Below are 18019 nucleotides of genomic sequence, written 5' to 3' on the forward strand. Positions count from 1 at the left end.
GAAAGAGAATGGCAAGAGCAAAGTTTCTCTGCGACGCCGAGCGCTGCATCGAATGCAACGCCTGTGTCACGGCCTGTAAGAACGAGCACGAGGTGCCGTGGGGGATCAACCGCCGCAAGGTGGTGACGATCAACGACGGCAGCCCCGGCGAACGCTCGATCTCGGTGGCTTGTATGCACTGTTCGGATGCGCCCTGTATGGCGGTCTGCCCGGTGGATTGCTTCTATCAGAACGAGGAGGGCATCGTGTTGCACTCCAAGGATCTGTGCATCGGCTGCGGCTATTGCTTCTATGCGTGCCCGTTCGGTGCGCCGCAATTCCCGCAGGCGGGCAATTTCGGCAGCCGGGGCAAGATGGACAAGTGCACCTTCTGCGCCGGTGGCCCGGAAGAGAACCACTCCGAGGCTGAGTTCCAGAAGTATGGGCGCAACCGGATCGCCGAGGGCAAATTGCCCATCTGCGCCGAGATGTGCTCGACCAAGGCGCTGTTGGCGGGGGATGGCGACGTCGTGTCGGCCATTTACCGCGAACGCGTTGTGGCCCGTGGTTTCGGCTCGGGCGCTTGGGGCTGGGGTTCTGCCTACGGCCAGCAAAGCGGCGGCTGAAGGCGCTGATGCCAATGCCGGAGGTCACCGAGACCTCCGGCATTGGTGCGAAAGCAATCGGAAACCTTAAAGGTTTCCGGTTCGATTTCTTTTGAAGAAATCGTAACATCAAGACTTGGATCGAGGACATCATGCGCGCAATTCTCAGCTTGGCTTTGTGTTTTCTGCTCGCACTGCCTGCCATGGCGCAGGACACGCCAACGGCCACTGGGCCTGACCGGTCCGCCACGGGCGGGGCACAGACGCTAGACGATATTCTGGCCCGGCAGCGCGGCGAGCAGATTGACGACAGTTTCCGCCGCAACGCCACGGGCAACGCGGATGACGCGGCCGGTATGGCGGGCCAGTTAGGCACCTTGGGCGGGGCATCAGATGCCGAAGTGTGGCGTGCGCTGCGCTATGGGTTGGATGATGTGAAGGTCTCGGCCGGTGGGCCGGAGGCGCGCGTTCTCATTCAGGACGGCGGCATGACCTGGCTTGAGTTCCGCAAGGGGCCGCTGGCCACCTATGGCGCCTATCTGCTGGGGGGTACGCTGGTCCTTTTGGCGCTTTTCTACCTTGTCCGGGGCAAAATCCGGATCGACGGGGCCAAGACGGGCCGCACGGTTACCCGCTTTCAGGCGGTCGAACGCTTTGGCCATTGGTTGATGGCGGGCTCTTTCGTGGTGCTGGCGATCACCGGTCTGGTGGTTCTGTTTGGCCGAACGGTGGTGATCCCGCTGTTGGGGCATGAGGCGTTCGCGACCATCGCGGTGGCGTCAAAATGGGTGCATAACAACATCTCCTGGGCCTTTATGCTGGGTCTGGTGATGGTGTTCTTTATGTGGGTTCTGCACAATATTCCCAACCGGACGGACCTGAAATGGCTGGCCGTGGGCGGCGGGATTTTCAGCAAGGGTGTGCATCCGCCCGCCAAGAAATTCAACGCCGGGCAAAAGATGATCTTTTGGGCGGTGATCGTGTTTGGCGCGTCGATCTCGGCCACGGGCCTGTCGCTGCTCTTTCCGTTCGAGATGCCGATGTTTGCCAAGACCTTTGTCATGCTCAACCAGACCGGATTGCCACAAGCGGTCGGCTTTGGCGAATTGCCGGTGATGCTGGCACCGCATGAGGAAATGCAACTGGCGACGCTCTGGCATTCGATCATGGCCTTTGTTCTGACCGCGATCATTCTGGCCCATATCTACATTGGGTCGGTCGGCATGGAGGGCGCGTTTGACGCCATGGGGTCGGGCGAGGTCGAAGAGCAATGGGCGCGCGAGCATCATGGCCTGTGGCTTAAGGAGTTGCAGGAAAAGGGCCATGCGCCTGATCCCGGCAAGGCCGCGCATCCTGCGGAATAACCATGGGGGCGCGTGCCTTTGGTCTCTGGCTGTGGGCGCTGGCGGGGGCAAGCCCTCTGGCAGCGCAAGAGTTCACCACGCTCAAAGGGCATGGCGGGCCGGTCATGGGGCTGAGCGTGCTGCCTGAGAGTGGCGAGGTCGTGTCGGTTAGTTTCGACAATTCCGTGGGCCTCTGGGAGGGACGCACCCCGCGCTGGTTCGAAGGTCACGCGGCGGCGGTGGTTGCGGTTGCGGCACTGGAGGATGGGCGGCTTGTGTCGGGGGGCGATGACTTTACGCTGATCGTCTGGGATAGGGAAACCGGAGAGGGCACCCGGCACGTTGGCCACAAAGGCAAGGTTGCGGCGCTGGATGTGTCGCCGGATGGGGCGTGGATTGCCTCGGCGAGTTGGGACGGCTCGATTGGGATTTGGCCGGTGGCGGGGGGGGCTGCGCGCTTTCTGACGGGGCATGATGCGGCGGTCAGCGATGTGGCATTCAGCAGCGATGGGTCGCTTTTGTATTCCTCGTCTGCGGATGGGTCATTGCAGGAATGGCGCTGGCAAGAGGTGGATGCCCCGCCGCGCGAACTGCTGAATCAGGGGTTTGGGATCAATAAGATCGTGTTGGGGCCTCAGGATGCGTGGCTGGCCTATGGCGCGGTTGACGGGGCCACGCGGGTGATCGACCCGGCAAGCGGTGAGCAGATCGCGGATTTCACGCTGGAGCGTCGCCCGGTGCTGTCTATGGCCCATCACGCCGCGACAGCGCAATTGGCGGCGGGGGATGGGCAGGGCTATATCATGGTGATCGACACGAATGCCTGGCAGATCGCCCGCGATTTTCAGGCCATGGCGCGCGGTCCGGTCTGGGCGTTGGATTTTTCGCCCGACGGGCGTATGATCTATGCGGGTGGGCTGAGCGAGGTCGTCTATGGCTGGCCGGTCGAGATGCTGGGCGCGTATGACCCGGCGGGCGAGACGGATCACAGTTTTTTGCGCGCGCCCGAGGAGATGGAAAATGGCGAGCGGCAATTCATGCGCAAATGCTCGATCTGCCATGCTCTGACGCCGCCGCCTTCGCGCAAGGCGGGGCCGACGCTCTATGGTCTTTTTGGGCGTCAGGCGGGGACAGTGCCGGGCTATGCCTATTCCGATATCCTCGATGGGGCTGGGATCGTCTGGAATGACACAACGATTGATGCGCTCTTCGACCTTGGACCGGATCACTATATCCCCGGCTCCAAGATGCCAATGCAACGGATCACAGCGGCTGAGGACCGGCAGGATATGATTGACTATCTTCGCCGTGCCACCGCAACAGAAGGGAACTGAGAGAATGAAAGCGATGATTGCGGCCTTTATCGCCTGCGCGGTGATCTCCGCCGCCGCCCCCACCGTGCTGCACGAGTTGGGCTATACGTCTGAGGCCAAGCGCGCGGGTGATGCTGTCCGGTTGGGTGACGCGGCCGAATGACGCCGCATCCCGCGCCCGAAGAAACAGCGGAGGATTATGGCCAGAACCTTGCGCATGCGTCGGTATTGATTATCGACGACGAGCCGGGAATGCGTAATTTCCTTATCAAGACGCTGGGGGCGCGGTGCCGTCACGTGGAGCAGGCGCGCACCTGTGCAGAGGGGGCGATGATTCTTGATCAGATGCATTTCGATCTGGTCATTCTCGACAACATCATGCCCGGCAAGACCGGCCTTGACTGGCTGGAGGAGCAGCGGCGGGTCGGGTTATTTGCCGATACGATCCTGATCACCGCCTACGCGGATCTTGATACGGCGATCAAGGCGCTGCGGGCGGGTGTCACGGATTTCGTGCTCAAGCCGTTTCGCGCCAACCAGATCCTGAATTCGGTCGCGCGTGCGCTGGACCGCAAATATCTGGCGCGGGAGAATTACCTGTTGCGGCACGAATTGTCGGCGGGCGGGCAGGCGGCGCGCGGTCGGCTGCTGGGGCATTCGCCCGCGATTCAAAGCGTGCGGGCGATGCTGGGCAAGCTGGCCCCTGCGCCCACCTCGGTTCTTTTCACCGGGGCAAGCGGGACCGGCAAAGAGATTGCGGCGCGTACCCTGCACGGGCTATCGAACAGGGCGGAGAAGCCCTTTGTCGCGGTTAATTGTGCCGCGATTTCGGCGGATCGGATTGCCGAGGAATTGTTTGGCGTGGTCGAGGATGGCCGCGCGCGCAAGGATGGTCTGCTGCTGCATGCGGATGGCGGCACGCTCTTGCTGGATGAAGTGGCGCAATTGCCCGAACATGTGCAGGCGGCGCTGCTGCGCGTGCTGGAGGACAAGCGTATTCGACCCATCGGGTCTGAACGGGAAATCCCGCTTAATCTGCGGTTCCTGTTTGCCACCAATGCCGATTTGAAGGCGGCGGTGAACGCCGGGCGGTTCCGGGCGGATCTGTTTCACCGGATCAATATCGTCAACGTGGAAATGCCCAGCCTCAAGGAGCGTCAGGAGGATATCGTTGAACTGGCGGCGCTCTTTATGAGCGAATTTTCGGGGGCGTTGGGGATGCCCGCGCTTGATCTTGATGCCGATGTCCTGCTCAAGCTGAGCCGCTATGACTGGCCCGGCAATGTGCGGGAATTGCGCAATCTCATCGAGCGGTCAGTGATCCTTGGGGCCTTTCCCGAGGAATTCGCGGGCTCTGGCCGGGGCGGCGGCGAGCAGGCCCTCGAGACGCTGGAATATGTCGAGCAGCGTCACATCATGGCGGTGCTCGATGCTTGCGGCGGCAACCGGGCCGAGGCGGCGCGACGTTTGGGCGTAGCGCGCAAGACGATTGACCGCAAATGCGCGGCTTGGGGTGTCTGAGGGGCTATTTTGGCGCGCGCGCGGCCATGACATCGCGGCCAAGGGTCAGCGTATAGGCCTCTAGCTCGGTCAGGGCGGTTTGCGCGGCCTCGGCGTCTGAACAGGCCAGCGCATCGGCGATGCGGGTGTGAAGGCCCACGATGGCCTCGCGCGAGCGGGCGGTAAAGGTGATCATATTCATCAGGGGCTGCATCGCCTCGACCGCGCCGGCGAGTTGATAGCTGAGCACCGGGTTGCCCGCACTGTCCACAAGCGCGCGGTGAAACGCCACGTCAGAGGCGCAAAAGCTTTCATCGGTCAGCCCCGGCTGTCCCTGCCGGTGAATCTCTGCGCGCATGGTGGCGAGCGTGTCGGGCGTGCGGCGCTGGGCCGCCAAGGGCGTGCAGGCGCGTTCCAAGGCATAGCGCGCCTCGCAGGCGGTATCAAAGCTGATACTGTTCATGCTGAGGAGCAGCGTGGCGGTGGTGATCTGCTGGCCATAGGCCTCGGGATAGCTGAGGCGGTTGACGAAGGCGCCGCCAAAGGCCCCGCGCTGGGTGCGAATGAGCGATTGCGCGGCCAGCCGTTTCAGCGCCTCGCGCACCGTGGGGCGCGACACGGCGAAGTGATCGGCAAGCTCTGCCTCGGAGGGCAGGCGTTCATCAACGATGAGCTGACCCGAGACGATCGCATCGCGGATCGCCTCGGCTATTTGGGCCGAAAGGTCGGCTTTGTTATCCGGATCAATTTTCATTTGTCATACATTTAAATGTCTGACAATTTAAACGCAAGAGGTGAGTCGCGGGGATGAGGCGATGATTGCAGCACAGGTCAGGCGAATGGGTGGGGGGCACTGGCTGGTGCTGTTCGCGCTTATTCTGGGGGCCTGGGCGCTGCTTTATGCGATGGCGTTGCCCGCAGATTTGCGCGATGGGGCGGTGATTTACGGCGCTGATTTCTTGCAAAGCCTGTGCATTGTCACGCCCGATGCCGCCGGATTTGGCCGCATCATCCTGATGTGGGCGCTGATGTCGGCGGCGATGATGGCCCCCACAGCACTGCCTGCCTTTGCGACCTATGAAGAACTGAGCCATACCGGCGAGACACAGTTCGGCACGCTGGTGGTGGGGTATCTGGGCGTTTGGCTTGGGTTTTCGGTGATCGCGGCAGGGGCGCAAATGGCGCTGTTTCAGGCTGGATTGCTGACGGCGTTTGGCGATAGCCGCTCTGGCGTCTTGTCGGCGGTTTTGCTGGCCGTGGCCGGGGCCTATCAGTTCAGCCCGGTCAAGGAGGCCTGCCTGTCGAAATGCCGCCGCCCGCTGTCGTTCTTCATGCAGCATTGGGATGAAGGTGCGCTGCGCAACGGCGTGCGGCTGGGGCTGGTGTGCCTTGGCTGCTGCTGGGCGCTGATGGCGCTGGCCTTTGTCGGGGGGGTCATGAACCTTGCCTTCATGGGGCTCGCGACGGTGATCATGGTTCTGGAAAAACTGCCCCAAGTTGGGCGCTATCTGACCCGGCCCTTGGGCGCGGTGCTGATGGCCGCATCGGTTTGGGTTCTGTTCACGTCAATCTAAGAGAGGAGGCCAAAAATGGCTCTGGATACTTTGGGCACAGTGCCCTGGGCGATCAAGGGGGAGTTGATCCTCAACTGCAACTGCACGGTATTCTGCCCCTGCGTGGTCTCTTTGGGCAAGCATGCGCCCACCGAGGGATATTGTCAGGCGTGGTCGGGCGTGCGCATCGACGAGGGCCATTATGGCGATGAGGACCTGAGCGGGCTCAACGTCGGTCTTATGCTGGAAATTCCCGGCCTGATGGCGCGCGGCAACTGGAAGGCGGCGGCCTTTATCGACGAGCGCGCAAGCGAGGCCGCTTATGACGCTTTGGTCAATATCTTCAGCGGCAAGGCGCGCGGCGCGACCGGCCTCTTTGGGGTGCTGGTCAGCGAGTTTATCGGGGCCGAACGCGCGCCGGTCATTTTCGAGACCGAAGGCAATGCGCGCCGCCTGATGGTGGGCAAGATGATCCAAGGCGAAGTGGTGCCGGTGCCGGGCCACAAGGGCGAGGATATTGTCGTCACCAACACCGAATACTGGATGGGGCCCGACATCACCGTTGCCACCGCCACCAAGGGGCGCGTGCGCGCCTTTGGCCGGGTGTGGGATTTTGACGGGCGCAGCGCGGAAATCTGCCAGATTGATTGGAAAGGCCCGCGCTGATGCTGCTGGCGGCGGATCATGTGCGCCTGATGGCGCGCTATAATGCGTGGCAAAACGCGCAGGTGATGCGTGCGATAGACGGGGTGAGCCGCAAGGTGCTGACCGAGGATCACGGGGCCTTCTTTGGCTCGATCCTCGGCACGCTCAACCATATTCTCTGGGCGGATCAGATGTGGCTTAGCCGGTTTGATGCCAGCGCCGCACCGCCCGAGACCCGCTTTGAGCAGAGCACAACGCTGACCCCGACGGGGGCCGCATGGAGTGCGGAACGGTTCACCACCGATGGGCGGATCAAGGCGTGGGCGGGGCGGGTGCACAGTATCGACCTTACCGGCAATCTGACGTTTTACTCTGGGTCCGTGGGCGGCGAGATCACCCGGCCGGTGGCCACCTGCGTCACCCATTTTTTCAACCACCAGACCCACCACCGGGGGCAGGTGCATGCGATGCTGACGCGCGCGGGCCTGTCCGCGCCGATTACCGACCTTGTTTTTATGCCTGAGGAGGCCCAATGAACGCTCCGCTTCTGTCCCCGTCGCGCCGCTTGCGCCGCACGCCCTTTTCCCAAGGGGTCGAGGCGGCGGGGGTCAAGGCCTATACGGTCTATAACCATATGCTGTTGCCCACGGTCTTTCGCTCGATCGAAGAGGATTATCGCCACCTCAAAGAGGCGGTGCAGGTCTGGGACGTGGCCTGCGAACGGCAGGTGGAATTGCGGGGGCCGGATGCGGGCCGCCTGATGCAGATGCTGACCCCGCGCGATTTGCGCGGCATGACGCCGGGGCAGTGTTTCTATGTGCCCATCGTGGATGAGACCGGCGGCATGCTCAACGATCCGGTGGCGGTCAAGCTGGCCGAGGACCGTTGGTGGATTTCGATTGCCGATAGTGATCTGCTCTATTGGGTCAAGGGGATCGCGCAGGGCTGGCGGCTGGATGTGCTGGTGGATGAGCCGGACGTGAGCCCGCTGGCCATTCAAGGCCCGCGCGCCGATGATCTGATGGCGGCGGTGTTTGGCGACGCGGTGCGCGATGTGCGGTTCTTCCGCTTTGGGCATTTTGATTTTCAAGGCCGGGATATGGTGATCGCGCGCTCGGGCTATTCCAAGCAGGGCGGGTTTGAAATCTATGTCGAAGGCAGCGATATTGGCATGCCGCTCTGGAATGCGCTGATGGAGGCGGGCAAGAGCATGGATGTGCACGCCGGCTGCCCCAACCTGATCGAGCGGATCGAGGGCGGATTGCTGAGCTATGGCAATGACATGACCGATGACAACACGCCGCATGAATGCGGGCTGGGCAAGTTTTGCAACACCCATACGGCGATTGGGTGTATCGGGCGGGATGCGCTGCTCCGCGTGGCCAAGGAAGGGCCGGTGCAACAGATCCGCGCCATTGCTATCGAGGGGGCGGCGGTGCCGCCCTGCCGCGAGTGGTGGCCGGTCCTGTCAGAGAAGGGGGCGCGTGTGGGCCGGGTGAGTTCGGCCACGTGGTCGCCGGATTTTGCCACCAACGTAGCCATCGGCATGGTGCGGATGACCCATTGGGAGGCGGGGACGGAGTTGCGAGTGGTGACGCCTGATGGGGAACGCCACGCCTCTGTGCAGGCGGGGTTCTGGGCCTGAGAGGGGGCATGGGGGCGCTGCCCCCGCCGCCCGTTCCGGGCGTCCCCCCCGAGGTATTTTTGGCCAGATGAAGCGAGGCGCGCGCGCCTTGCAGAAAGAAGGAGAGAGAGATGTTCAAGGCATTGGTCGTCGAGAAAGACGCGGAGAGCGGCAAGACATCGGCAGGCGTCAAAGAGTTGACGCTTGCGGATCTGCCCGAGGCCGAGGTGACGGTTGCGGTCGAATATTCCACGGTGAACTACAAGGACGGGCTCTGCATCGGGCCGGGCGGCGGTTTGGTGCGGTCCTATCCGCATGTGCCGGGGATTGATTTTGCCGGCACGGTCGAGGCGAGTGATGATGCGCGCTACAAGCCCGGTGACCGTGTGGTTTTAACCGGCTGGCGCGTGGGCGAGGCGCATTGGGGCGGATATGCGCAGAAGGCGCGGGTGCGCGCCGATTGGCTGGTGCCGCTGCCCGAGGGGTTGGATACCCGCGCGGCGATGGCGGTGGGCACCGCAGGCTTTACCGCCATGCTGGCGGTGATGGCGCTTGAGGATCACGGGCTCAAACCGGGGCATGGCGAAGTGCTGGTCACAGGTGCCGCAGGTGGTGTGGGATCGGTGGCCACGGCCATTCTGGCGCATCTGGGGCATGAGGTGGCTGCCGTGACCGGACGCCCCGAGCAAGAAGGCTATCTGCGCGGATTGGGGGCCAGCCGCATCGTGCCGCGTGAGGAACTGGCGGAGACCGTCAAGCGACCGTTGGAGAGCGAGAACTGGACCGGCTGCGTCGATGCCGTGGGCGGGGCCATGCTGGCGCGGGTGTTGGGCCAGATGAAATACGGCGCAAGCGTTGCAGCCGTGGGATTGGCGGGGGGCGCGGGCCTGCCAGCGACGGTCATTCCGTTCCTGTTGCGCGGCGTCAACCTGTTGGGGATCGACAGCGTGATGCAGCCCTATGCCAACCGGGTCCGCGCCTGGGAGCGGATCGCGCGGGATTTGCCCATGGACAAGCTGGAGGCGATGATCACGCCCGCCACGCTGGAGGATTTGCCGCGTCTGGGGGCAGATATCCTGAAAGGGCAAGTCAAGGGCCGGGTTGTGGTTGATCTGAACGGCTGAGGCTTGCCAAACCCTGCGCCCGCCGCTAGCCATGGCGGGCGGGGGAGTATGGTATGACAGATCAGGCGGGTATCATCATCAGGCTGGCGCGCGAGGCGGATTTCGCAGCGCTCTGGCCCATCCTGCGGGATGTGATCCGGGCAGGCGATACCTATGCCATCGAACCGGGGCTGACCCGCGAGGCGGTGCGTTCTCTGTGGATGGAGATGCCGCGCGCCACCTATGTGGCTGAGCGCGGTGGCGAGGTGCTGGGCACCTATTATCTCAAGACAAATCAGGCCGGTGGCGGGGCGCATGTGTGCAACGCCGGCTATATGGTGGCTGAGGCCGCGCGCGGGCAGGGTATTGCGCGGGCCATGTGTGTGCATTCTCAGGACGAGGCCCGCGAATTGGGCTATCTGGCGATGCAGTTCAATTTCGTGGTCGAGACCAACCGGGGCGCGATTGCGCTTTGGCAGAGCCTTGGGTTTGAGACAGTCGGCCATTTGCCACGGGCCTTTCGCCATCCTGAGGCCGGTCTGGTGGATGCGCGCGTCATGTATAAATGGCTGGGCGACGCGGCTGACTAAGCTCAGGCATGTCGGCTTAGGAATTGCGTGAGCCTGCCCGCGAAGGCCTGTGGCGCCTCAATCAACCCGAGGTGGCGCAGGGCGGGGTGGATATGGCACTGGCTGCCTGCGATCTCTGACGCGATCGCCTCGGCCATGGCAGGTGTCGAGCCACTGTCATTCTCGCAGGTCATGACAAGCGCGGGCGGTGTCAGAGGTGGCTGGGGCCGGATCAATTCGGTCACGCCCTCTGCCAGCACCAACCGATGCGCCGCGTAGCTGGCGGGATCGGTGGCGAGCACGGTCTGGCGGATGGCGTCTACCTTGGCGGGGTTTTCTGCGCGAAATTCTGGGGTGAACCAGCGGTCCAACGCGGCGTCGATCGTGGCCGCCGGACCGCCCGCAGCGGCATCCCGCGCCTGCGCCGCGACCCGCGCCTGAAGATCGGGGGCGCGTTCGTGGGGGGAATTGAGGATCGCGAGGGCGGTCACGCGGGCAGGATGATCAAGCGCTGCGCGCCGGTTGATCATGCCCCCCAGCGAAAACCCCACGAGGGCCGCGCGCGGAATGTCGAGCCGGTCCATCAAGGAGATGAGTTGGGTTGAGAGCGCGGTGAGGGTAAGCGGGCCGGGGTGCGGCGTGCTTTGACCGTGGCCGGGCAGATCGTAGCAGAGCACGCGAAAGTGTCGGGCAAGCAGAGGGGCGATCACCCCCCATGTGCTGTGGCGCGAGAGGCCGAGGCCGTGGATCAGCACCACGTGAGGTGCATCCAAAGGCCCGGTCAGGTCATAGGCCGTGCCCTCGGGTGTGCGCGCCATTCAGACCCCCGCCGGATTGTCGACATCATGGCCCATCTCGCGCAGATCTTCGTAGCGGTTGCCGATGCGGTGATGCGGATGACCGCCCACCGAGGCACCAAGGGCGAGGATGATTTCATCCTCGGCGGGCGCGTCCGGCACAACGGTGTGGATGGTCTGGTAATGCGAGCGCCGCCCGGCGTCGTCCTTGTCCATCAGCGGGATCATCAGCGCTGCGCCTGCGGCACCGCGTGTGTTTGTAAACGCGAGATAGGTCTTGGCCTTGACCGCATCGCGGAACTGGTTGCCGAACCAGAGCGTATGGGTGAGGGCCATGGCATGTTCCAATTCGCCACCCATACCCACGACGCTGGCCTTGCCATATCCCTCAAGCCGGTCGCCGGTGACATCAAGGATCATGTCGGTCAGCAGGCGGCCAAGAACCGGGCCTTGATCGCGGATTTCGGGGCCGAGATCCTCGACATGGCCGCGCCCGAACCACGGGTTGCGAATGATCGCCAGGGCGGCGACCAGCAGCGTGGGGTCGGCGACGTCCTTGCCGCCTTCGCGGTGGGTGCGTTGCACGAGGGTAAGGCTGCGGCGAAGCTCTAGGGTCATGGTCTGTCCTGCGTGTTCTGGGGTGCCGAGGCGGCGGGTCGGGGGAAATTCGCACAAAAGCAGCATTCTTGAAAACGAATTGTTTTGCTGCAAATATGCGGGAAATTCGAATTGAGAGCGCACCCCTATGAACATCACCGCCCTGCAGACGTTTCTGGCCATTGTCGAGACCGGCAATCTGGTGCGGGCCTCGCAAAAGCTGAACGTGACGCAATCAACGGTGACAGCGCGGCTCAAATCGCTGGAAGAGGAGTTGGGCCAACAGCTTCTCAATCGGCAGAAATCGGGCACGACGCTGACGCCTGCAGGCACCAAGCTGTTGCGCTATGCGCGGATCATGACCGGGCTTTGGCGGCAGGCGCGCTATGAAACGGGCCTGCCTGCGGGGTTGAGTTCGGTCTGCACCTTTGGCTGTGACCGCGAGTTGTGGCACGGGCCGGGGCGGGCGTTTTTTGACGGGGTGGTGCAGGGCCATCCTGATATGGCGGTGTCGGTGCAGCAGGGCGGCGGGCGCGAGTTGGAGGATTGGCTGGCGGCGGGGCTGGTGGATGTGATCCTGACCTATGGGGCCTCGGCGCGGGGCAATCAGACCGCGCATGCGTTGCCGCCCGAGGAATTGGTGCTCTATTCTGACCGCGAAGTGACTTCGATCCGGGCTGATCCCAAGTATATTTTCGTGGATCATGGCGAGGAGTATCGCCGCGCCCATGGCGAGACGTATCACGATGCCGGAATCGCGCGGGTGAGTTTTGACAGTTCGTTTTGGGCGCTGCAATTCCTGCTGGAGCGGGGGGGCTCGGCCTATCTGCCGCGTGCGCTGGCGGCACCACTGGTGTCGGAGGGGCGGCTTTTTGAGTTGCGCGAGGCCCCGATCTATAGCCGCAAGAAGATGCTGGTGGTGAATGACAGTGCGGCGGCCAATTGGGATTGGTTCGCGCCCTTGGTGGGCGCGCTGAGGGCGCGATCTGCGGATTGGCTGGAGCATCCGGACCGGCGGTTTGTCATTCCGGGTTAGGGTGCCTTGCGCCCCGCAGCCCCCTTACCGCAGAAAGCCGCGCTCTTGGTCCGGGGTCATCGGCTGGCCTGCGCCGGTGGCGGTGAAATAGGCATCAAGCGTTTCGAGCGCGGAGGCGGGGGCATATCCGGCCTCGGCCCCTGCGTTACCGGCTTGCGCCATGGCAAATTGCAGCTGCCATCCGGCATCCTCGCGGCAGGCGACGGCGACAAAGCCACCGCGTCCGGGCGTTGCCGCCTCATATTCCCGGCAGAACTGGCCTGCGGCATCGGTGAAGGAGGCGACCACCGTCAGGGCGGTGCCATCGGGCAGTTGCGCGGCATTGCCCGAAGGCAGGCTGTCCAAATGTTCGGTCAGGGCGGTGCTGAAGGGCGCACCAACCGGCGTTTCAGCCCCGTTTGACAGCATCAGCCCCGCGCCCAGACCCACGGCAAGCGCAAGACTGGCGGCGAGTGCCATCGGCTGCCAGCGGGTTGGCGCGGCGGGCGCTGGCGCGGTGCGAAGGGGCACCACGTTAGAGGCCTCTGGCGGGGCGCTGGCCGCGCCCATCGCGCGGATGCGTGCGACGAGCGCGTCGGAAACCTGCGCCTCGGGCAGGTCCTGCATCGCTTGGCGCGCCAATTCCGCGGTCTCGACAAAAAGCGCATAGCGCTCGGCCAAGTCCGGGTCTGCGGCGATGCGGTCGTGCAACGCCTCGGCTTCGCTGCCGGTGATCTCGCCATCGGCGAGGGCCATCAATCTGTCGTCATCCATCTGCATCGGTGTGATCCTTCCCCTGACACGGGGTTAACGGCTGGGGTCTCGGTCTATTCCCACGGATTTTGCAAGCGCTAAGCGCGCCCGACTGAGGCGGCTCATCACGGTGCCTTGGGGAATGTCGAGAGTGGCGGCGGTTTCGGCATAGCTGAGCCCTTCGATGCAGACGAGGTGCAAGACCTGCCGCTGGTCGTTGGGCAATTCCTCCATCGCGCGACGCACGGCGTTCAGGGTCAGGCGATCATCGGTTTGGGCGGCGCTGTCCAAGGGATCGGGCTGGGGGCTTTCGTGGATGTCCACCACCTCACCACGGGTGGCATCGCGGCGCAGCGTGTCGATCCAGGCATTGCGCAGGATGCGAAAGAGCCAGGGTTGCAATTGGGTCGCGGGGTCAAACCGGTCGCGGGCGCGAAACGCCCGTTCGGCGGTGATCTGCACCAGATCATCGGCCAGATCGCCCCGACGGCAGAGCGAGAGGGCAAAGCGTTTGAGGGCAGGCAGCAAGGCCACGACATCCTCGGTAAACTTGTCTGGCATTGCGGCGCGGCCTTTGAAACGGGGGCGGGAATAAAACCGGGGTTACAGCGTTTTGTGTAACATGGCATGTTGAGGCAAGGCGACAAGAGGGGAAATTCCGTGCGCGTGTTACGAGCGATACTGGTCTGGGTTCTGATCCTTGGGCTTGTGCCTCTTGGACCTTGGCCTGAGGGGGGCTTTTCTGCTTCGATGGCTTGGGCCGATGACGGCGACGGCGGTGATGGTGATGGTGACGGCGACGGCGACGGGGATGATGGGGATGACGGGAGCAGCAGCAGTAGCAGCAGCAGTAGCAGCAGCAGTGGCAGCCGAAGCGGTGGCAAGTCTGGCGGGATTGGAACGGGTGAGACCACGCTTCGCGACTATCGCCGCAATCTGCGTGCGCTCTTTCGGGGCGCGTTGCCAGAACCTGCGCGGCAGGCCGCCCGCGCCCAAGCCCCCCGTGCAGCGCCACGCCCAACCGAAGCCCCCAACGAAATCATTGCGCGCGGGCTGAATGATGTGGATGCCGCCGCTTTGGTGGCGCAGGGCTATGGCATTATCGACCGCATTGATCTGGTTAGCCTTGGTGTGAACATCCAACGCCTTTCGGTGCCAGAGGGCACCACGCTGGACGAGGCGCGGGCGGCGGTGCAGGCGTTGCCCACCGGCGAGACGGCGGATTTCAACCATTATTACCGGGTCGAAGCCGAGGAAAGCCGCGCGCCGGATGAGGAGACCAGTGATCCCCTGCCTTGTGAGGGGCTGCATTGTCCGGCGCGGGCCCTGATTGACTGGCCCAACCCTCTGGGGCCGCAGGGATGCGGTGCGCCGGTGACGATCGGGATGATCGACACCGGGATCAACACCGATCACAGCGCGCTTACGGGCGCGCAGGTGGCACTGACGCGGGTGGCCCCTGAGGATTACAACGCCTCGAGTGCCATTCATGGCACGGCGGTGGCGGCGCTGCTGGTGGGCGATCCGGCCTCCCGTGCGCCGGGGCTCTTGCCGGGAGTTCCGCTGGTGGCGGTGGATGCGTTTCACAAGGAGTCGGGGGATGAGCGCGCCGATGCCTTTACGCTGGTACGGGGCCTTGATCAGCTGGTCGGGGCCGGGGCGACGGTGATCAACCTCAGCCTTGCGGGGCCGCCCAACAGCGTCTTGCAAGAGACGTTGGCAGCGCTTGAGGCGGCGCAGACTGTCGTTGTGGTGGCAGCGGCGGGGAATGGCGGGCCAAACGCGCCGCCCGCCTATCCCGCCGCCTATGACAGCGTGATTGCCGTGACAGCGGTGGACAAGGCCGGGGGGATCTATCGCCGCGCCGGGCGGGGGCCGCATGTGGATCTGGCGGCACCGGGGGTCGAGGTCTGGACTGCGGCCTCGGTTCAGGGGGCGCGGTGGAAAACCGGCACCTCTTTTGCGGTGCCTTATGTGACGGCGGCGGTGGCGCTCTGGCAACAGGGCAATCCGGGGATGACCCCGGCAGAGCTGCGCGCGGCGCTTAGCCAGAGCGCCGCCGATCTGGGCGCGCCGGGCGTGGATGACATCTTTGGCCATGGGTTGCTGGATCTGGGTGGGCGTTGCCCGGTGCTGGGAGACGCGGCAATCTTGCCGGTTCTGGCCGACTAGGCGCCGTTCTCAGCGGTGGCGCTCAAGCAGTGGGCGCAGTGCGACGCGGGCACCCAATTTGCTGGCCAAAAGGTAAATGCCGCCGATCTTGCGATGCAGGAACATCGTGGCGGGGGGCGGCACATGCGTCAACTCACGCTCTGAGCCCATGGCCATACCCATGTCGCGCAGGGTGCGGACCAGATCGGAGGCCCCGAAATCAAACGCTGTGCTTTGGCGCAGCGGGGCCATGGCGGTGTTGAACATCTCGAGGATCAGGGCCTGATGCCGGGGGGCGGTGGCGGCGCTGAAATAGCCGATACGCAGCATGGCCGCGCGGGTGCGTGCGGCATCCTCGTCCAATGCCGCGTTGAGCAGGGTGCGAAACTCCTCGGTGAGGGCCGGATCAATCGCCATCACCGCCCCGAAATCCAAAAGCACGATCCGTCCCGAGGCGGGATCAAAGCGGTAATTGGCCAGATTGGGATCGGTCTGCATCAGGCCAAACTCCAACAGTTCACGCAAGGTCAGGTCAATCAACTGTTGCGCCACGTGATCGCGCAGATCTTGGGGCGCATCGGTCAGTGCATCTATGGGTTGGCTGTCGACATAGGTCATGGCCAGCACCTCGGGCGTGCTGAGGTCGGGGTGCAGCTCGGGCAGGCGGAATGCATCTGAGCCAGACAGAAGCGTCTGAAACGCCGTCAGGTGGCGGGCCTCTGCGATATAATCCGCCTCTTGATGCAGTTGCGCCTTGGCCTCGTGCAGCATCGGGGCAAGGTCCATCTCGCGCGGGATAAGACCCGGAACGCGCAGGAGCGTTGCCAGATTGTCGATATCGCTGTCGATGCTGGCGCGCACGCCGGGATATTGCACCTTGATGGCCAGATCGCGACCATCGGGCGTTTGGGCGCGGTGGACCTGTCCGATAGAGGCGGCGGCGAAGGGGCGCAAATCAAAGCGCTTGAACCGCCCATACCAGCCTGTGCCCCATGCGGTGTTAAGCACGGATTGCAACTGCTTGGGTGGCATATGCGGGGCCTCGGCCCGCAATGCCGCCATGATTGCGGTCATCTCGGGCGGCAGCACAAGGCCTGTATCCATCGAGAGCATCTGCCCCAGTTTCATCGCAGCGCCCCGCATCTGACCCAGATCGCGGGTGACGCGGCGGGCCGTGGCGGGGCTGAGCAAGAGGCCGGGCAGATGCGGGCGCTGGCCCTGCGCCATCTGGCGCAGGCCACCGGCCAGCATATCCCCCATGATGCCGGTGGTCATGCCACCCAGCCGCAGCATGCGCCCAATGCGGTGGCCGGGCACGGGGGCGGTGCGGGTCTGATTGTTCTGTTCGGTCATGCCGCCTGCCTCTGCTCAGCCTTGGTGAGGGGCTAGATGGGGCGGGCGCGCGCGATTGCCAGCCTTAGGCCGTGGCACCGGGTACAAGGCGAAAGTCAATTTGCGTGATCCGGGGCGGGGCCTCGCCCTTGAGGCGGCGCAGGATGTGGTCGGCGGCGACATAGCCGATATGTTCGCGGTTCGAGGCGATGGTGGTCAGCGGCGTGGGCAATGCCTGCCCGATACTCAGCCCGTTGAACCCGGCCAAGGCGATGTCATGGGGCAGCGCGAGACCGGCGGTTTGACAATGAAAGACCCCACCGACAGCCATGTCGTCATTGGAAAAAAAGACCGCATCGGGGGCTGCCTTGCTCTGGCTGAGCAACCGGGCCAGCCCTTCTCGTCCCAAGGGCACAGAGGAGGGACCATCGAGGATAAGCGTGTCGGATAGGGTGAGGCCCGCGTCGCTTAGCGCATCCTTGAAGCCGTCCAGCCGGGCAAGGGCGCGGAAATCTGTGGCGATGTCATGGCCGATATAGGCCATCCGGCGATACCCGCGCCCGATCAGGTAATGCGCCATGGTTCGGCCTGCGGCGCGGTGCGAAAAGCCCACGGCCAGATCGGCGGGGTCTGGGTCTGTATCCATCACCTCGACCACGGGCAGTTCGGCGGCACGCAAGAGTGCGCGCGTGGCCGCGTTGCCAGAGGTGGGCGCAAGAACGAGGCCTGCTGGTCGCCATGACAAAAGATCGCGCAGCAGGTGTTCTTCGCGGCTGGCGTCGTAATGCGAAATGCCCAAGATCGGATGATAGCCATCATCCTCAAGCCGACGCTCCAGCCCTTTGAGCACATCGGCAAAGACGATGTTGGAGAGCGAGGGCAGGACCACCGCGATCTGGCGCGACGCCCCGCCCGCGAGCGTTCCGGCAAGGCGGTTTGGCATGTAGTTTAGGGCCTGTGCGGCGCGCTCGACCTTTTGGCGGGTGGATTTGGCCACGGCGCTGCCGCCCCGCAAGGCGCGGCTGGCGGTGATCTCGCTGACGCCTGCGGCCTTGGCCACCTGAGAGAGGGTGGGCCGACGGATAGGGGGTTCGGGCGCGTTCGGGTCCATATCCCCAGATTGCGCAAAATGACGGCGCT

Annotated in this window: 20 protein-coding genes; 13 read left to right on the top strand and 7 right to left on the bottom strand. The window is 64.0% G+C overall.

Annotated elements, in window-relative coordinates:
• Window positions 1-8: 8 nt before the first annotated feature.
• The 5 genes from fdh3B (at window position 9) to ROSMUCSMR3_RS15500 (ending at window position 4761) form a co-directional block, all read left to right on the top strand.
• Window positions 9-605, top strand: a complete 597-nt coding sequence (gene fdh3B, locus ROSMUCSMR3_RS15485; protein WP_008279844.1) for a formate dehydrogenase FDH3 subunit beta — start codon at window positions 9-11, stop codon at window positions 603-605.
• Between the two features lie 131 nt (window positions 606-736).
• Window positions 737-1948, top strand: a complete 1212-nt coding sequence (locus tag ROSMUCSMR3_RS15490) for a formate dehydrogenase subunit gamma (protein ID WP_008279845.1) — start codon at window positions 737-739, stop codon at window positions 1946-1948.
• A 2-nt stretch (window positions 1949-1950) separates the two neighbouring features.
• Entirely contained in the window at window positions 1951-3261 is a 1311-nt protein-coding gene (locus ROSMUCSMR3_RS15495; protein WP_081507886.1) for a c-type cytochrome, read from the top strand.
• Window positions 3262-3265: 4 nt separating this feature from the next.
• A complete protein-coding gene (locus tag ROSMUCSMR3_RS21485; RefSeq protein WP_008279847.1) occupies window positions 3266-3403 on the top strand; it encodes a hypothetical protein in 138 nt (45 codons plus the stop codon).
• Window positions 3400-4761 carry a sigma-54-dependent transcriptional regulator gene (locus tag ROSMUCSMR3_RS15500; RefSeq protein WP_008279848.1) on the top strand — a complete coding sequence of 454 codons (1362 nt, stop codon included), beginning with the start codon at window positions 3400-3402 and terminating at the stop codon, window positions 4759-4761. The genes ROSMUCSMR3_RS21485 and ROSMUCSMR3_RS15500 overlap by 4 nt, the downstream gene beginning before the upstream one ends.
• Window positions 4762-4765: 4 nt before the next feature.
• On the opposite strand, the gene ROSMUCSMR3_RS15505 is transcribed toward ROSMUCSMR3_RS15500, so the two are convergent.
• Entirely contained in the window at window positions 4766-5494 is a 729-nt protein-coding gene (locus ROSMUCSMR3_RS15505; protein ID WP_008279849.1) for a FadR/GntR family transcriptional regulator, read from the bottom strand.
• 85 nt (window positions 5495-5579) lie between these two features.
• Between ROSMUCSMR3_RS15505 and ROSMUCSMR3_RS15510 the strand changes: the two genes are divergently transcribed.
• The 6 genes from ROSMUCSMR3_RS15510 to ROSMUCSMR3_RS15535 all read left to right on the top strand — a co-directional run bounded on the left by ROSMUCSMR3_RS15510 (window position 5580) and on the right by ROSMUCSMR3_RS15535 (window position 10255).
• The gene (locus ROSMUCSMR3_RS15510; RefSeq protein WP_081507887.1) at window positions 5580-6314 is read left to right on the top strand and encodes a DUF2182 domain-containing protein; all 735 of its coding nucleotides are present in this window, start codon (window positions 5580-5582) and stop codon (window positions 6312-6314) included.
• Between the two features lie 15 nt (window positions 6315-6329).
• Window positions 6330-6959, top strand: coding sequence for a DUF1326 domain-containing protein (locus tag ROSMUCSMR3_RS15515; protein WP_081507888.1), 630 nt, complete (start codon window positions 6330-6332; stop codon window positions 6957-6959).
• A complete protein-coding gene (locus ROSMUCSMR3_RS15520; RefSeq protein WP_081507889.1) occupies window positions 6959-7474 on the top strand; it encodes a DinB family protein in 516 nt (171 codons plus the stop codon). The genes ROSMUCSMR3_RS15515 and ROSMUCSMR3_RS15520 overlap by 1 nt, the downstream gene beginning before the upstream one ends.
• Entirely contained in the window at window positions 7471-8583 is a 1113-nt protein-coding gene (locus ROSMUCSMR3_RS15525; RefSeq protein WP_081507890.1) for a dimethylsulfoniopropionate demethylase, read from the top strand. Before ROSMUCSMR3_RS15520 ends, ROSMUCSMR3_RS15525 begins: the two co-directional genes overlap by 4 nt.
• A gap of 110 nt (window positions 8584-8693) precedes the next feature.
• The gene (gene acuI / locus ROSMUCSMR3_RS15530; protein ID WP_081507891.1) at window positions 8694-9686 is read left to right on the top strand and encodes an acryloyl-CoA reductase; all 993 of its coding nucleotides are present in this window, start codon (window positions 8694-8696) and stop codon (window positions 9684-9686) included.
• Between the two features lie 53 nt (window positions 9687-9739).
• Entirely contained in the window at window positions 9740-10255 is a 516-nt protein-coding gene (locus ROSMUCSMR3_RS15535) for a GNAT family N-acetyltransferase (protein ID WP_081507892.1), read from the top strand.
• A 2-nt stretch (window positions 10256-10257) separates the two neighbouring features.
• Here ROSMUCSMR3_RS15535 and ROSMUCSMR3_RS15540 read toward each other — a convergent pair whose 3' ends face one another.
• Both ROSMUCSMR3_RS15540 and ROSMUCSMR3_RS15545 read right to left on the bottom strand, forming a co-directional pair.
• Window positions 10258-11052 (bottom strand): alpha/beta fold hydrolase, encoded by a 795-nt coding sequence (locus tag ROSMUCSMR3_RS15540; protein WP_081507893.1) that lies wholly within the window; start codon window positions 11050-11052, stop codon window positions 10258-10260.
• The gene (locus tag ROSMUCSMR3_RS15545) at window positions 11053-11649 is read right to left on the bottom strand and encodes an amino acid synthesis family protein (protein WP_037297273.1); all 597 of its coding nucleotides are present in this window, start codon (window positions 11647-11649) and stop codon (window positions 11053-11055) included.
• Between the two features lie 127 nt (window positions 11650-11776).
• Between ROSMUCSMR3_RS15545 and ROSMUCSMR3_RS15550 the strand changes: the two genes are divergently transcribed.
• A complete protein-coding gene (locus ROSMUCSMR3_RS15550; protein WP_008279858.1) occupies window positions 11777-12664 on the top strand; it encodes a LysR family transcriptional regulator in 888 nt (295 codons plus the stop codon).
• 24 nt (window positions 12665-12688) lie between these two features.
• Here the strand turns inward: ROSMUCSMR3_RS15550 and ROSMUCSMR3_RS15555 are convergent, their stop codons facing one another.
• Together ROSMUCSMR3_RS15555 and ROSMUCSMR3_RS15560 are read right to left on the bottom strand one after the other, a co-directional pair.
• Window positions 12689-13423, bottom strand: a complete 735-nt coding sequence (locus ROSMUCSMR3_RS15555; protein WP_081507894.1) for an anti-sigma factor family protein — start codon at window positions 13421-13423, stop codon at window positions 12689-12691.
• A 27-nt stretch (window positions 13424-13450) separates the two neighbouring features.
• Entirely contained in the window at window positions 13451-13957 is a 507-nt protein-coding gene (locus tag ROSMUCSMR3_RS15560) for an RNA polymerase sigma factor (protein ID WP_081507895.1), read from the bottom strand.
• A gap of 99 nt (window positions 13958-14056) precedes the next feature.
• Here ROSMUCSMR3_RS15560 and ROSMUCSMR3_RS15565 point away from each other — a divergent pair, with 99 nt between their 5' ends.
• Entirely contained in the window at window positions 14057-15568 is a 1512-nt protein-coding gene (locus ROSMUCSMR3_RS15565; protein WP_237183462.1) for a S8 family serine peptidase, read from the top strand.
• 9 nt (window positions 15569-15577) lie between these two features.
• On the opposite strand, the gene ROSMUCSMR3_RS15570 is transcribed toward ROSMUCSMR3_RS15565, so the two are convergent.
• A complete protein-coding gene (locus tag ROSMUCSMR3_RS15570) occupies window positions 15578-16900 on the bottom strand; it encodes an ABC1 kinase family protein (RefSeq protein WP_081507897.1) in 1323 nt (440 codons plus the stop codon).
• Between the two features lie 64 nt (window positions 16901-16964).
• Window positions 16965-17990, bottom strand: a complete 1026-nt coding sequence (locus tag ROSMUCSMR3_RS15575; RefSeq protein ID WP_081507898.1) for a LacI family DNA-binding transcriptional regulator — start codon at window positions 17988-17990, stop codon at window positions 16965-16967.
• Window positions 17991-18019 lie beyond the last annotated feature (29 nt).

The organism is Roseovarius mucosus, assembly GCF_002080415.1.
In the GTDB taxonomy this organism is placed as follows: Bacteria; Pseudomonadota; Alphaproteobacteria; order Rhodobacterales; family Rhodobacteraceae; genus Roseovarius; species Roseovarius mucosus_A.